11 protein-coding genes are annotated in these 14,181 nt (G+C 57.9%); all 11 read right to left on the minus strand.

Annotated features, from left to right (window positions below):
* Positions 1-62: 62 nt before the first annotated feature.
* The 11 genes from ABIE60_RS02770 to ABIE60_RS02820 all read right to left on the minus strand — a co-directional run bounded on the left by ABIE60_RS02770 (position 63) and on the right by ABIE60_RS02820 (position 14,080).
* The gene (locus tag ABIE60_RS02770; RefSeq protein ID WP_354467565.1) at positions 63-2,396 is read right to left on the minus strand and encodes a DNA polymerase II; all 2,334 of its coding nucleotides are present in this window, start codon (positions 2,394-2,396) and stop codon (positions 63-65) included.
* Positions 2,396-3,391, minus strand: coding sequence for a diphosphomevalonate decarboxylase (gene mvaD, locus ABIE60_RS02775; RefSeq protein ID WP_354467566.1), 996 nt, complete (start codon positions 3,389-3,391; stop codon positions 2,396-2,398). Before mvaD ends, ABIE60_RS02770 begins: the two co-directional genes overlap by 1 nt.
* Positions 3,378-4,319 (minus strand): mevalonate kinase family protein, encoded by a 942-nt coding sequence (locus tag ABIE60_RS02780; protein WP_354467568.1) that lies wholly within the window; start codon positions 4,317-4,319, stop codon positions 3,378-3,380. The genes mvaD and ABIE60_RS02780 overlap by 14 nt, the downstream gene beginning before the upstream one ends.
* Positions 4,297-5,301, minus strand: coding sequence for a mevalonate kinase family protein (locus ABIE60_RS02785; RefSeq protein ID WP_354467569.1), 1,005 nt, complete (start codon positions 5,299-5,301; stop codon positions 4,297-4,299). The genes ABIE60_RS02780 and ABIE60_RS02785 overlap by 23 nt, the downstream gene beginning before the upstream one ends.
* Positions 5,301-6,467, minus strand: coding sequence for a hydroxymethylglutaryl-CoA synthase (locus ABIE60_RS02790; RefSeq protein ID WP_354467571.1), 1,167 nt, complete (start codon positions 6,465-6,467; stop codon positions 5,301-5,303). Before ABIE60_RS02790 ends, ABIE60_RS02785 begins: the two co-directional genes overlap by 1 nt.
* Positions 6,468-6,482: 15 nt before the next feature.
* The gene (gene fni, locus ABIE60_RS02795; RefSeq protein ID WP_354467572.1) at positions 6,483-7,511 is read right to left on the minus strand and encodes a type 2 isopentenyl-diphosphate Delta-isomerase; all 1,029 of its coding nucleotides are present in this window, start codon (positions 7,509-7,511) and stop codon (positions 6,483-6,485) included.
* Positions 7,511-8,548, minus strand: a complete 1,038-nt coding sequence (locus ABIE60_RS02800; RefSeq protein ID WP_354467574.1) for a hydroxymethylglutaryl-coenzyme A reductase family protein — start codon at positions 8,546-8,548, stop codon at positions 7,511-7,513. The genes fni and ABIE60_RS02800 overlap by 1 nt, the downstream gene beginning before the upstream one ends.
* A 107-nt stretch (positions 8,549-8,655) precedes the next feature.
* On the minus strand, positions 8,656-9,987 hold the full coding sequence (locus ABIE60_RS02805; RefSeq protein ID WP_354467576.1) for a TolC family outer membrane protein: 1,332 nt from the start codon (positions 9,985-9,987) through the stop codon (positions 8,656-8,658).
* Between the two features lie 19 nt (positions 9,988-10,006).
* Positions 10,007-10,615 (minus strand): helix-turn-helix transcriptional regulator, encoded by a 609-nt coding sequence (locus ABIE60_RS02810; RefSeq protein WP_354467577.1) that lies wholly within the window; start codon positions 10,613-10,615, stop codon positions 10,007-10,009.
* Between the two features lie 3 nt (positions 10,616-10,618).
* The gene (locus tag ABIE60_RS02815) at positions 10,619-11,956 is read right to left on the minus strand and encodes an HlyD family type I secretion periplasmic adaptor subunit (protein WP_354467579.1); all 1,338 of its coding nucleotides are present in this window, start codon (positions 11,954-11,956) and stop codon (positions 10,619-10,621) included.
* A gap of 3 nt (positions 11,957-11,959) precedes the next feature.
* Positions 11,960-14,080, minus strand: a complete 2,121-nt coding sequence (locus tag ABIE60_RS02820) for a type I secretion system permease/ATPase (RefSeq protein WP_354467581.1) — start codon at positions 14,078-14,080, stop codon at positions 11,960-11,962.
* Between the last annotated feature and the right edge of the window lie 101 nt (positions 14,081-14,181).

Raw genomic sequence — 14,181 nt, forward strand, 5'->3', positions numbered from 1 at the left:
GCATTCTCCGTTCTGTCTTGCTGTTCTGACCCCAAAAACGGCAGGATTATCCCCCTGCCTGTTCAAAACAGCTCCTGCTGCGGGGCGATCAGTCGATCAAAGGATTCGCCCACGAACGGCAGAAGAGTGTCAGCGACCGGCAGCAGCTGTCGGTCAATATAGTGCTGGTAGTCCAGCGGTGAACGCAGCAACTCCTGCGGTTCCGGGCCGTTGACCGTCATCAGATAGGCGATGCTGTCACCAACCCGAACGACCGGCGGTAAACCACGGTGACGACGATCATCATCCAGCATCTGAGCCGCGCGCGCATGGGGCGGTCGATTGCGCTGATACGCATCCAGCGGCTGGCGAATGCGACGGCGGTACACCAGATCACCATCCCGCTCACCGGCCCGAACGGCACGTACGGTTTCCTGCAACAGGGCCTGCCAGGGCTGGTCGCGAAATATGCGCTCATACAATGCCTGCTGAAACTGGCGCGCCAGTGGCGTCCAGTCGGTCCGCACCGATTCGAGCCCGCGAAACACCAGCTGATCGCTGCCATCCGGCTGCACCTTGAGACCGGCATACCGTTTCTTGCTGCCCTTCTCGGAGTGACGCATGCGCGGCATCAAAAAGCGCCGATAGTGCGCTTCGTACTGCAGTTCAAGCGAACAGTCGATATCAAACCGCTCCCGCAGCTGCTCCTGCCACCAAACGTTCAGCTCACTGGCAAGCTGATGCCCATAGCGGTCCGTATCCCGATCCGGCCAATCATCCGCCAGCCAGACGAACACCGAGTCGGTATCACCGTAGATCACCTGATGACCAAAGGCCTGCTCGATCCGCTCGGCGGTCTGTTGCAGAATCTGATGGCCACGCAGGGTGATGGAGCCGGACAGACGCTGATCGAAAAAACGGCACACCCGTGAGCCCAATACGCCATAGCAGGCGTTCATCTGAATTTTGATCGCCTGCGACAGGGCCGAATTGCCCTGCCGCTTTGCTTCGTCTCGCGCCTGCCACAGACGTTCGATTATATCGGGCAGCAGCGCATGGCGGCGGTCAAAAATGGCGTGATGGAAACCCGGCACCAATGCATCGGGCGGCGCATCACCGCGAGTACCCAGCGCCAGCCCCAGCGGATCAATCCGAAAGCTGCGAATGATGCTGGGGTACAGGCTCTTGAAGTCCAGTACAAGCACATGACGATACAGCCCGGGACACGACTCCATCACGAATCCGCCCGGAACATCCAGCCCATCCACACCGGACGCATACTGGGGTGCCACGTACCCTGCGCGGTGCAAGCGTGGCAGGTAGAGGTTGTCAAACGCCTGTGATGAGCCACCGACCTTATCCAGCGGTAGTCCGGTCAAACGTGCCCGCGCCAGCAGGTATGGAATCAATTCCGTATGTTCAAAGATCTCGCTGACCAGGCGGCAGTCTTCCAGGTTGTAGCGCACCAGCGCCTGCGGATCTTCGCGATACAGGCGCTGAATCTCCTCTCCTCGGTCATCCGGGGTGTCGATCAGCTTGCCACGTCCCAGCAGCTCACGCGCCACAAACTCCAGGCTGTAGCGTTCGAACTGCCAGGTCGCACCTTTAAGGGTATCGATTCCGTCCAGTACCACGCGGCCGTTGAGACGGGCATACCAGCGCCCCGTTCGCGTTTGTTCCACTCGTACCGGCTCATGATCACGACCCAGACAGAGTGGCAATCGCTGTGCCTCGGCACGCTGCTGCAACACCCTCAGATCAAAGCCGATCACGTTCCAGCCGATTATCAGATCCGGATCGAAGCGATGTACTTCGGCCATCAGCTGCTGCAGCAGATCACGCTCGTTATGACAGCGCACAACGGCAGGCGAGTTGGCGATGTTGCCGTTGAACAGCACTCGTTCATAGCCTTGTGACTGCAGCGCAACGGACAGGATTCGGTCGGCCCTGAGAGTGGTTTCTATATCCAGTGACAGAATGCGCAGAGGGGGTTCAAACTCGGCGCGCTGCAGGCGAAGCCCTGAGGCGTCGTCAATGACCCTGGCGGAAGCAAAGATGCCACGTTCAATCAGATAGCGGTCAGCCGGGCGAATATCCTCTTCCATGAGCGCGATACACGCCTGCTGCAGGCGGCCAAGCGCTTCGTGCCATTCACGCAGGCTGTCTGCGTACAGGGCGCTGACCGGCTCATGATTCAGGCTTGATAATGACAGTGGCCGCAACCGACAGCCGGACAGCTCTGACAGAAGCTCAGCGGCACGAGGCTCATCTGCCTGCCGTATGAAAGCGACCGCGGATTCTCCCTCAATGACCGCTTCATGGGCACCGGTAGCGGTTCTGAGCCAGTAACTCAGTTGCAGCCGGCCATTGTGATCCCGTTGTCGACGGGTCAGCGGGAAACCGATCAAGGCAGACATCAGCGGCTGCCGAAAGGCTCCACGGTTTCCAGGTCAGGAAAGTGGCGCAACACCTCATCACGGCACTGCTGTTCAAACAGCAGTTTCAGGTTAGGGCCTGCATCCATGGTGAAGTAAACGGGTACTCCGCGCCGTCGCAGCGCCCACACCGTCTGCATCGCCGCCACCGATTCCGGTTGCCAGTACAGCAGCGGCGGCCAGCTCGCGATCATGGTGGCGTGCATCGACAGTGCATTCTGTTCGGCGGTTTGCCCCAACAGCTCAAAATCCTGCCGTGCAATCGCCTGATGCAGCTTTTCCAGATCAGCCGCCGCCTGCAATGGCCAGCTCTGGTAGAGATGGGCCGTTTCCACCGTGCGCTGCATACCAGAGCGGGAATCCACCGCCTTTTCTCCGGCATCCACCTTGGCAAGGCCAATACACAGGCCCGGCCATATTGCATCCAGCTCAATACCGTGGCTATCAAGGCCATCTTCACGCTGCCCCATGCGCCACTCGACAAAGCCATCAAACACAGAGCGACAGGCGCTGCCACTGCCGTGGCGTGCCAACACGGACAGCAGTCGAGGCTCCAGATCCAGTCCCAGCGCATCATTCAACGCCAGCGTCAGGGCTGCAAAGCCCGAGGCCGAAGACGCCAGCCCGGCTGCGGTGGGGATGTTGTTGCGGGTTTCAACCCGAAAGTACAGATCCTGTTGCCGACGAAACAGATCGATGAAAGCCGACACCTTCTCGCTGAATTTTGCGCTGGGCAAAAGCTGCTGCCCATTGAGCCACACTTCATCCACTTCAGCATCAATCGGGGTCAACCGGGTATGGGTCCCCAGATAATCCAGCGAAACGGACAGTGATGCATTGACGGGCAAATTAAAGCGTCGGTCACGCTTGCCCCAGTATTTGCACAACGCGATGTTACTGGGGGCAAACAGCTCCGATGACGCCTTCGCCTGCAGGCGCGAGGGTAATAGACGATCAATCACTTCAGCAGGTGTCATGGCTAATCTCCACTCCAGTAGCGGCTACCGAGACCGGGATCGACTCCCAGGGCAGCGTTTCGGTCATGTGTCCCAGCGCCAGTACACAGTCACCCAGGCCAGAGCCCGATATTTTGGCACCCAGAATGTCCGGTTGCGCTCTCAAGCGCCAGATCATCTCGGACAGGGTGGCATCATTCACCCCCAGCGCATCCATCAGGCCCTGATACAGGTTCATCAACTGCCCCAGCTGCGACCAGTCAGCGCTGTCCACCGCCCTTCGTCCCGCCTCACAGGCCTGACCCATGAGACGATACAGCCCGGCATAGAGTGACGGTTGAGCGGCCGCACGGAATTCCACAAGCGCCAGAACCTCGGGGGTTTTCATCTTGTAGCCGCAATACAGCAACGCCAGTGGTGGCAGGCCATCCAGACGTTCCACTGTACGCGGACTCACACGGTATTGAACGACACCGCCATAGATACTGGCCGCCAGATCAGTGCCGGAACCGCGTCCGTTTTGGGCGGCATGTACCGCTCTCAGCGCCATATCAAACAGCGCAGCCGGTGAGGTATCGGCACCACAGAACTCGGCCAGTGCCGCCGTAACCGCCGCCGTGACTGCCGCCGAAGAGCCAAGCCCGACGGTATGCGAAAAGCCTGAACGTATCTGCAGGCGAAAGCCCTGCTTCAATTGGGGGCGGTATGCGTCAATCACGGCAAGTACAAAGCTCAGTGCGGGCTCCGGTTGCAGCCGGTTCAGATCACTCCGGTACTGCGCCAGTGCACTGTCAATTTCTACCCGTTGCGATGCCAGTGGGGTCAGCTCGACCTCTAGCCAGTGCTCCAGCGCACAGGCCAGTGCCGGTTCGCCAAACAGTACCGCATGCTCACCCATCAACATGATGCTGCCGGGGGCGCGGGTATTAATCCTCGAGTATGCGGACACCTTCTCGATCCTCTTTCAGAACGCCCCAGTGCCAGTGCGGCTGCAACGGCAGTTGGGCCGGAGTACCCTGCGGCAGCCAGAGCAGCATCAGCCCGCCCTGATCCCCGGAGACCGCCCCCGCGCCGCAGATTTTGGCCGCCCCGCCACGCTGCTCGACACGCTCGGCCAGACGTTGCAACGGGGCCGGTACAACCCCGATACGGCTGAGCAGCCGATGGTTGGCACGCACCTGCTCCAGCGGAGCCTCACCCTTGAGCAGAGCCGCCGCAACCTGCTCGGTGATGTCGGCAAATTCATTCCAGATGTCAGACTGACCAAAGTGGCGCCGTACCTCATCCACACAGGCGCCGGTGCTGCTGGCCGGCGTGCCGGTAAACAGCCAGAACCACCCGGCTCCCAGCCCCTCATCAGCCAGCGGAAGCCGTGACACCTGTTCACCCTGCAGTTTGACCAGCCCACCACTGCACACAGCCGCGGCATCAATCATACTGCCGCGCCCATGCTGCAAACGCTCACAGTAACGCACCTGCTGAATCAGTTGTTCAAGGCTGTCAAAATGCCCAAACAGTTTCAACAGTGCCGCAATCAACGCCGCAGAAGACCCCATGCCGGCACCAATGGGAATATCTGAATCGATACTGAGACTGCCACGCGGGTGAATATCAAGCCCGGACAGCACCCGCGCCATATCGATGGCATAGAACGCCAGCTCGGCAGGTTTTTTCAGGATACGGGTAATCGGCAGTTCGCCGCGCAGGTAGCGCTCGAAGTGATTGTCGAGCCGACGCCGCAGGCCGGCCAGCTTGTCCAGCCCCAGCTCATGGGTACGTTCACGGGTATGCCAGCTCAAACGCGGCAACTGGTCAGGGCGGTAGTGGATCCGCATGTGCCGATCCACCGCCAGTGCCAGCGCCGGCGCGCCGTACACCACAGCATGTTCACCACTGAGAATGATCTTGCCCGGAGCACAGGCGGTCGGCATCAGCAGGGAATATATTCGCGTTTGTGGTGGATAATGCCCGCCAGACGGAAACGGCCGGTGGTGCCTTCAGGGAAGGTGTATTCACCGCCATCGGTGGGCACCTGATGCTGATACAGCTTCAGGTATTCATCGTGGCTGATTTCACGCCGGGCGTTTAGCATCTCTTGATGCAGCTCGGTATGCAGTGCCTGCTGATACCCCTCCACCACGGTGCCGGAGAAAAACTCGGCCACACAGCCGGAGCCATAGCTGAAAAAACCGATCCGCTTGCCGGCCAGATCTTCCAGCGTATTTTCCAGCAACGAGGTCAGGCCAATATACATGGAAGCGGTATAGCTGTTACCGATGATGCGGTTGTACAGCAGGGTATTGCTGATCTGCGCTTCCTGCTCAGCCGAAGACAGGCCAGCCTTGTTCAGCTTGACCAGCTGCTGATGCGCTTTCTGCGCCATGCGGCTAAAAGGCAGGTGATAACAGAAATGACTGAAGTCTGAAAATGCCAGTGAGCTGGCCTCGCGGAAATGCTCCCAGGCCTTTTTAAGTGCCTTAAGGTAGATCTTGGTGGAATACTTGCCATCCACCAGCGCGGTTGAGCGATAGTTAGGCCGCCAGAAGTCCATCACGTCTTCCGTGTAGTTGCCCACCTCAGGATCGATGGTGACAAGGCGTGGATTGGCACTGATCAGCAGGGCCACGGCACCGCAGCCCTGAGTCGCCTCGCCGGGCGTATCCAGATCGTAGCGGGCAATGTCAGAAGCGATCACCAGCACCTTGCTGTCCGGCTTGCGTGCCACCAGCGCACAGGCCATCTGGATCGCGGCGGTCGCGCTGTAGCAGGCCTGTTTCAGCTCTACCACCCGGCAATTGGCGTTCAGGCCAAGCAGACGGTGCACATACACGCCCGCGGCTTTGGACTGATCGATGCCGGTTTCGGTGGCAAACAGCAATGTCCCGATCGTTTCAGGCCCGATGCGCTCTACCAGCGGCAGAGCCGCATTGGCTGCCATGGTGACGATATCCTCGTCCGGCGCGGCCATTCCCATTTTCTCCTGACCAATGCCGGTATAGTACTTCTCGGGATCGGTGCCCTGCACCTCAGCCAGCGTGCGCAGGTCCAGATAATAGTTGGAGGTGTAAAAGCTGATTTCGTCTATACCAACGGACATACTCGACCAGGGTCCTCAACGCTCTTGGACAATAAGAGTCCTGTTCCGGAACAGCGCCGTTACATCAGGCGTACCGAGCAGAAACATCGCAGTAACAAATTCGCGGCGCAAACGCTCAATGGCGTCAATCACCGCTTCGGCAGATTCCATCGCCGGCTGCAGCAGGGGCGCAGCCATACCGCACAGCGAGGCGCCGAGTATAACAGATTTGGCCATATCAATCCCATCTCTGAGCCCGCCGCTGGCGATCAGGCTTGCCCGATCCAGATAGGGCTCCGCCTGCTGCAGAGCCAGGGGTGTTGGCAGCCCCCAGTCCTGAAACCTGAGACCAATATCGCTGCCATCATGGCGCCGATGATGCTCGATCCGGCTCCATGACGTACCGCCGCTGCCGGCAACATCAAAGTAGCGAATCCCCTGCCCGAGCCCCAGCTCGATATCCGCCGGTGACAGGCCGGAGCCCACCTCCTTGAGCATCACCGGAACCGACAGGCCTGCCGCTACGGCGCCCATCTGTTGGGCCAGGTTGCAGAAGTTGGTATCACCCTCGGGCTGCACCGCTTCCTGCAACGGGTTGAGGTGGAAATAGAGCGCATCGGCTCCGACACAATCAACCGCTTGCTGACACTTGTCCAGATCAAAACCGTAGTTGAGCTGCACCCCACCCACGTTGCCGATCAGCACGGTGGTCGGTGCATGCTCTCTGAGGGCAAAACTGGCACGCGCCTCGGGGTGGGTAAACATCACCCGCTGCGATCCGACCGCCATGGCCACCTGACACTGTTCAGCCGCCAGTGCCAGGTTTGTATTAATACGGCGTACCAGTTCATGATCACCGCCGGTCATGGAAGAGATCAGCAGCGGAAACGAGAGTCGCTTGCCAAGAAACTCGGTCGAAGGGTCGATCGCATCCAGTGCCAGTTCCGGCAGGGCTCGGTGAGTCAGGCGTATACGATCAAACCAGTGTCCCTGGCGATCGGTCAGCGGGTCCTGTTCAATCGCCCGGATATGCTCTATCTTGCGCTCGTTGGTGGGGTCGGTCATTACCGCTCCAGCTTGATATGGGCTTCCATCAGCTCACCGGGGTTGGTCTGCGCCGCCATCAGCGACAACTCTCCACACAGTACCGTTGCTGCACAGATCGCCGCCAGCCTGCGAGCATTGGCGCCAGGCTCACGCGCTTCCTTGCAGCCCAGTTGGCGCAGATTATCCTCGACAAAGTCGATCCCCTTGCCGTTACCCACCGAGCCAACGATCAGGTTCGGCAACGTGCAGGAAAAGTAGAGATCGCCATCACGTACTTCGGCGTGCACAACCCCCTGTGAGCCTTCGATAATGTTGGCAGCATCCTGACCGGTGGCCAGATAGAACGCCAGCAGCATGTTGGCATAATGGGCATTGGCGCTTCGCAGCCCACCCGCCATCAAGGTTCCTATAAGGTTCTTTTTGATATTCAGATCAACCACTTTTTCCGGCGTGGTTTTAAGGCGACGTTCGCAGACATCGCGCGGAATCAGTATTTCACTGACCACGTACTTGCCACGCCCCAGAATGCCGTTGACGGCCGTGGCCTTTTTGTCAGAGCAATAGTTGGCCGATATGGAGCAGTAACGCAACTGCGGATACTGTTGCAGCACCCACGGAATCAGCTTGTCGGCGGCGTTGGTGACCATGTTGTGGCCGGACGCGTCACCGGTAGTGAACTCAAGACGCAGATAGATCAGATTACCCACGATCTGGCTGTGCATATCGATCAGGTTGGCAAAACGGCTGCTGGTGGCGACCACTGCATTAAGCTCATCCTTGCGTGCCTTGATTGATTGCAGCGCCTGATAGGCCGAGAGAGCATCATCCGCCTCCAACAGAATCGACCGGGTCATGCGTTCGTCCACTACAGTGGTGACAATCCCTTTTTCAGTCAGGTTGGAGACGCGCGCACCCCGGCCAACAGAAGGCCAGAGCGGAGTTTCATAGGTCGCAAGGGGGACGCTCAGTTTCTCGCTCAGCACATCACCGCTGATCTTGATCGGCCCGACCCAGCGCATCGGGATGGGAGCTTCCAGTATTTTGTGTGACTTCATGCTCAACGCATCCTCTGAAAACAAAAAAAGGGCTGCAACTGTGGCAACCCTCTTGTAAAGACCTCAGGCTGCGCGGGATTTTAAGCCACCCGCGCAGATGGATGCAATTACTGCCCGCTGTCAGCCATCTCCTGCTGTGGCTGATCACCCACCTCCGGCAGTGGTACATTGAGTGCTTCGAGAAGATCTCCGGTACCGGCCAGAATACGCAACTGGGCCATCTGATCGTCAATTCGCGCCTCTGCCAGCTGGTTCTTGGCCGAGAACACTTCGTTCTCGGTATCCAACAGGTCAAGCAGTGAGCGCTGGCCAATATCGAACTGTTTCTTGTAGGAGTCGCGGGTTTCTTCACTGGATATCACATGACGCTCCAGATGCGCCATCTGACGGGTCAGAATCTCATGGGCGTTCCAGGCCAGCTCGATGCTTTCACGGATCTGGCGCTGAGCGTCCCGCTGAATCGCCTGGGCTTCACCGATCTGGTGTTCAGTCTGACGAATACGCGCCTTGTCAGCCCCCCCGTTGAACAGGTTGTAGCGCAGTCGCAGCATGGCGGTCAGGTCTTCGTCATCACCTTCTATGCCATCGATGTTTTCATCCCAACGGCGCTCCACTTCAAAATCCAGACGCGGGTACATGCGGCTCTTGGCTGCATCACGCTGGGCCACGGCCGCTTCCACATCAAACTGGGCAACACCGACTACTGGCTGATTTTCCAGCCCGCGAGCCACCGCCTCTTCAAGGTTGGCGGGCAAGCCAAGCTCCATGGCACTGAAAGGCTCAGGATTTTCGGGCGCAGGCTGACCCACTACGCGCAGGTAGTTGGCTCGGGCATCACGCAGATTGTTCTCGGCTGCCAGCATGTTCACTTCTGCCAACGCCAAACGACCATCGGCCTGCTGATTGGACGCCAGACTGTCCATGCCGGACTCGGTACGGCGCTTGATCTGGTCATAGATGGTGACATGGTTATAGAGGCTTTCCTTGGCCAGCGTCAGCAGCTGCTCGCGACGCAGCACTTCCATATAGGCACGACTGGCTTCAAGTGTATAACGCTGTGCCGTGTCCTTCAGGCTGCTGGCCCTTGAAGCGGCACGCGCCTCCTGACGCTTCACTTCGCTGCCGGTGGCAAAGCCGTCAAAGATCATCTGGTTCAGGTTAAGGCGAGCTTCGCGTCGATCAAGCTCAGTATCCTGAGTGCCATTTTCCTTGTCGGTCCACTCGTAGCCGTAACCGATCGTGGCATCAAGGGTGGGGTAATAACCCGCTCGCGCCTGACGAATTTCCTGAATCACGGCGGCATAGTTCTGAAGTGCGCGCTGCACTTCCGGGTTCTGTTCTATATTACCGGCTACCACGTCCTGAAGGGTGGCGGCGGAACTCCAGCCCGCAACTCCTGCACTCAGGGCAAGTGCCAGCATTGAGTATCGAAATTTCATATCCTTGCTCCGGCTATTTTCAATGTGGGTACACCTGACCGTTAGCTTTAAGAATCAGGTCGATCCTGTCTCGCGCCCCGGCCTTTTCGAGGATGGCACTGACGTGTGCCTTGACGGTACGTTCAGTTATGTTCAATTCGCGTGCAATCTCCTTGTTGCTTTCCCCCCGTTTCAGCGCTTCCATCACCTGCAGCTCACGCTCGCTCAGTGACCACTGAACCGGAACATCCACCGGCGGCTTCGACTGGAGCAGCAGACGCCTCAACAGTCGCTGCAGCAGTTCGGGGCCCGCCCAGATATCATCACGACCGACAGCCGCTACCAACTCAGTTAACAGGGCCCCCTGAATGAAGGTGTTGGCATATCCCCTGAAGCCCGCCTGCAACAGCTCTATTGCCTCCTGATCGCTGGGAGCATCGACCAGCGCGACCAGACGAAGATATTGGCTGTCAGAGATCAGTTGCTGACGCTGTTCTGCACTCAGTGCATTCCAATGTAACAACAGTATAGCGCCCTGTGGCAGAGCCGATAGTGAGCCAGATTCCGGGTCCAGCATTTTCGCCATCGTCAATTGAGCCAGCCAACGCTCTCTGATATCACTCCGTTTGCTCCAGACAAACAACTCCATATGCTATCGCTCCGTCAACGCCCGTTCTTTTGCTCGATTGATTGGCTTTAACAGGTAGTGCATCACCGACTTCTTACCTGTCAGGATATCCACACTGACAGTCATCCCGGCCATCAGCGGTAACACGTCCTGTTCGGCACCCGCCTCCGGCGCATCCATCTCCAGTCGCACCAGATAATACGGCTGTTTGGTTTCTTCATCCATAATAGTACCGGGCGAAATAAACGCCACATTCGCTTCCATCCCGCCATAGATGGCGAAGTCATAGGCACTGATCTTGACCACTGCGGGCTGGTCCAGTCGGATATTGGCAATATCGGATGGCTTGATGCGCGCTTCCACCAGCAGCTGATCCTCCCAAGGCACGATACTCAACAGCGGATCGCCCGGCCTCACCACACCGTCAATGGTGTTGATCATCAGCTGCTTGACTGTTCCCTTGATGGGCGCGCGCACCTCTGTACGACTGATGCGGTCTTCCATTCCGCCCAACGCTTCTTCAAGCCTGACCTGCTCGGCAAACACCTCATTGAGCTCGGCTCGAGCACGGTTACGAAAGTTAAGTTCCATCTCCTGCTTCTTTTGCCGAATTTCTGCAATGGTGGATTCGATTCTCGGAATGCTCAGCTCAATGCTGGACATCTCGCCCCGCAGGTCATTCACTTGACGGCGCAGACGCAAATGCTCAACCTCTGAAATGACACCTTCCTTTACCAGCGGATCACTGATGCGCAGTTCTCGCAGCAACAGGTTATAACTGCCGCGCAACTGTTCAATTCGGGCGCGCGCCTCCACCAGCTCCTGCTCGCGCTGCTCCTGTTGCTGCTCCAGTACCGAGAGGTTGGTACTGAGCTCTTCACGTCGGGATGCAAACAGCAAACGCTCCTGTTGCAACAGGTTCTGGTATTCAGGCGGGAAGTCCATCGGCAGGATAAACTCCGTATTACCGGACTCAGCCGTCAACCGCGCACTGCGCGCATTCAACTCCAGCATCCGTACCTGATTTTCGCGGAAGGAGCTGGCAAAACGCTTGTCTTCGATCCGCAACAGCACCTGCCCCTTGTCGACAAGCTGTCCTTCGCGCACCAGAATTTCGGACACGATACCGCCTTCCAGGTTTTGTACCACCTGCAACTGGTGGGAAGGGATAATTTCACCTTCGCCTCGAGCGATTTCATCCAGCTCAGCCCAATTGGCCCAAATAATGGCAAAAACGATAAACAGCGCCCCTGCCCAAAGCAAAAGACTGGCACCACGCGGCGCCTGTTCCAGCATCGCTTCGCTGATACTGGAGGTGTAGCGGATATCATCGCCCTGAGGCTGTGGAGAGTGCTTGCTCATGCTCTACTTCCTCACCTGCAAACGACCCTGCTTCAATGCTTCCAGCACACTGTCCTTGGGACCATCCGCCAGAATGCGGCCACCGTCGACCACAATCAGGCGGTCGACCAGATCCAGAAGCGACATTTTATGCGTCACCATTATCAGAGTCTTGTTTTTCAGGTAACCCTTGAGCTGGCGCCTCATAGTTTCTTCGGATGCGTTATCCATCGAGTTACTGGGTTCATCCAGCACCAGAATGGAAGGATCATGCAGCAACGCCCGTGCCAGCGCCACCGCCTGACGCTGACCACCCGACAGGCGGCTGCCGCGCTCACCCACCGGCATATCAAACCCCAGTGGATGCTGATTCACAAAACCTTCAACACCGGCCAAACGGGCAGCCGTCAGGATCTGGGCATCAGTTGCATGGGGCAGACCAATGGTGATGTTATCGCGCACGGTGCCGGCGAACAGCATCACATCCTGGGGAACATACCCCACCGAGCGACGCAGATCGGTCGGGTCGATCTGGTTGAGGTCGATACCGTCGATCGAGATAGCCCCTTCAACAGGCCGGTAGAGCCCCAACAGCAATTTCTGAATGGTACTCTTGCCCGAGCCGATGCGCCCGATCAACCCGACCTTTTCCCCCGCCTGCAGACGGAACGAAACCCCGTGCAGAGCACCGTATTCGGTCGAAGGATAGGTGAAGGCAACATCCTTGAACTCAACACCGCCTTTCAATTCCGGCCTGTGGATGTAGCGCCGCCCCGCTTCATGCTCATCCGGCAACGCCATGATTTCATCAAGGGTTTTCAACGCCTTGAGCGATTGCTCGTAGTGCGCGATCAGGCTGGCAATCTGCGCCAGCGGGGCAATCGCACGACCACTGAGAATCACGCAGGCGATCAATCCGCCCATGGACAGCGTCTGGTCCATGATCATGTAAACACCACCAATCACCAGCAGCACGGAGGCCAACTGCTGCACAAACCCGGCCACATTCACCACTGAAGCGGACAACATGCGTGACTTGAGTCCCCAGTTGGCAATGTACCCTACCGCGTTTTCCCAGCGACCCTGCATCGGGCTCGCCGCCCGCTGAGTTTTCAGGGTTTCCATGGCAGTCAGAGATTCCACCAACGTGCCATTTTTTTGCGCCGAAGCGGTAAAGGTGTGTTCAATGGAGCGGCGCAGCCGCGGCTTGATCAGCAACGCATAGATCAGAATGATCGGAACCGCCATGGCCGGCACAACCACCAAAGGCCCGCCGATCCAGCTGATCACCAGCAGGAACAGCAACATGAATGGGATATCGATCAGGACAGTATTGGTGGTCGAGCTCAGAAAATTGCGGATACTCTCAAACTCGCGCAGGTTACTGGCGAAAGCCCCCACCGAGGCTGGCATAGCGTCATAACGCAGCCCCATCACCTTCTCAAACAGCCGCGCGGACAACAGCACATCCGATTTTTTCCCGGCCACTTCAATAAAATAGGCCCGCAGCATTTTCAGGCCGAAGTCGAACAGGTACACCACCAGCACACCAATCGCGAGCACCCAGAGGGTTTCAACCGCATGGTTGGGCACCACTCTGTCATATACATTCATCACAAACAGGGGATTGGCGAGTACAAAGATATTGATCAGCAGAGATGCCAGCAACACATCCCGGTAGATACGCGCCGAACGCCACAGCGTGCTCCAGAACCAGTGACCGCCACGATCATCCAGTTCACGCGTTGTGGTTTCACCAAAGCTGTATTCGGCGCGCAAAAAGATGACAAAGCCGGTATAGAGAGATTCAAGCTCTTCCAGGCTGATACTGACGATGCCGCCACTTTCAGGCTGCTGAATTTCGGCTTCACCCTTTTCGAGGTCGATCTTTTGCAGTATGCAGGACTGTTCGTCCTTTAACAGCAACACCGCAGGCAACAGCAACCTGGAGAGCTTTTGCAGCGGTCGCTGAGCCACCTTGGCGGCAAATCCAGCCCGTGCCGCTGCACGCAGGAACAACTTGGGGGTCAGCCTCCCATCAACCAGCGGCAAGCCCTCAACCAGCACCTGAGCGGAAAATGGACGCTGGCTTTGCTGAGTCAACAGCACCAGGCACTCCAGCAGCGGGTCCTGTCTCACATCCATGCATTACTCCAGACAGAAGAAAAACGAAACTCTAACACCTGTTTTAACTGATATAAACCCCAAATATAGGTTACAGTCGAGGCTTCTAGAGCTACACTCGA

Origin of the sequence: Marinobacterium sp. MBR-109 (assembly GCF_040547565.1) — a bacterium.
Lineage (GTDB): Bacteria > Pseudomonadota > Gammaproteobacteria > Pseudomonadales > Balneatricaceae > Marinobacterium.

Excerpts from the sequence above, each read along its gene's own strand:
- ABIE60_RS02770 (WP_354467565.1), bottom strand. The coding sequence starts at position 2,396 with ATGTCTGCCTTGATCGGTTTCCCGCTGACCCGTCGACAACGGGATCAC.
- ABIE60_RS02800 (WP_354467574.1), bottom strand. The coding sequence starts at position 8,548 with ATGAAGTCACACAAAATACTGGAAGCTCCCATCCCGATGCGCTGGGTC.
- ABIE60_RS02820 (WP_354467581.1), bottom strand. The coding sequence starts at position 14,080 with ATGGATGTGAGACAGGACCCGCTGCTGGAGTGCCTGGTGCTGTTGACT.
- ABIE60_RS02815 (WP_354467579.1), bottom strand. The coding sequence starts at position 11,956 with ATGAGCAAGCACTCTCCACAGCCTCAGGGCGATGATATCCGCTACACC.
- ABIE60_RS02810 (WP_354467577.1), bottom strand. The coding sequence starts at position 10,615 with ATGGAGTTGTTTGTCTGGAGCAAACGGAGTGATATCAGAGAGCGTTGG.
- ABIE60_RS02805 (WP_354467576.1), bottom strand. The coding sequence starts at position 9,987 with ATGAAATTTCGATACTCAATGCTGGCACTTGCCCTGAGTGCAGGAGTT.
- mvaD (WP_354467566.1), bottom strand. The coding sequence starts at position 3,391 with ATGACACCTGCTGAAGTGATTGATCGTCTATTACCCTCGCGCCTGCAG.
- ABIE60_RS02785 (WP_354467569.1), bottom strand. The coding sequence starts at position 5,301 with ATGCCGACCGCCTGTGCTCCGGGCAAGATCATTCTCAGTGGTGAACAT.
- ABIE60_RS02790 (WP_354467571.1), bottom strand. The coding sequence starts at position 6,467 with ATGTCCGTTGGTATAGACGAAATCAGCTTTTACACCTCCAACTATTAT.
- fni (WP_354467572.1), bottom strand. The coding sequence starts at position 7,511 with ATGACCGACCCCACCAACGAGCGCAAGATAGAGCATATCCGGGCGATT.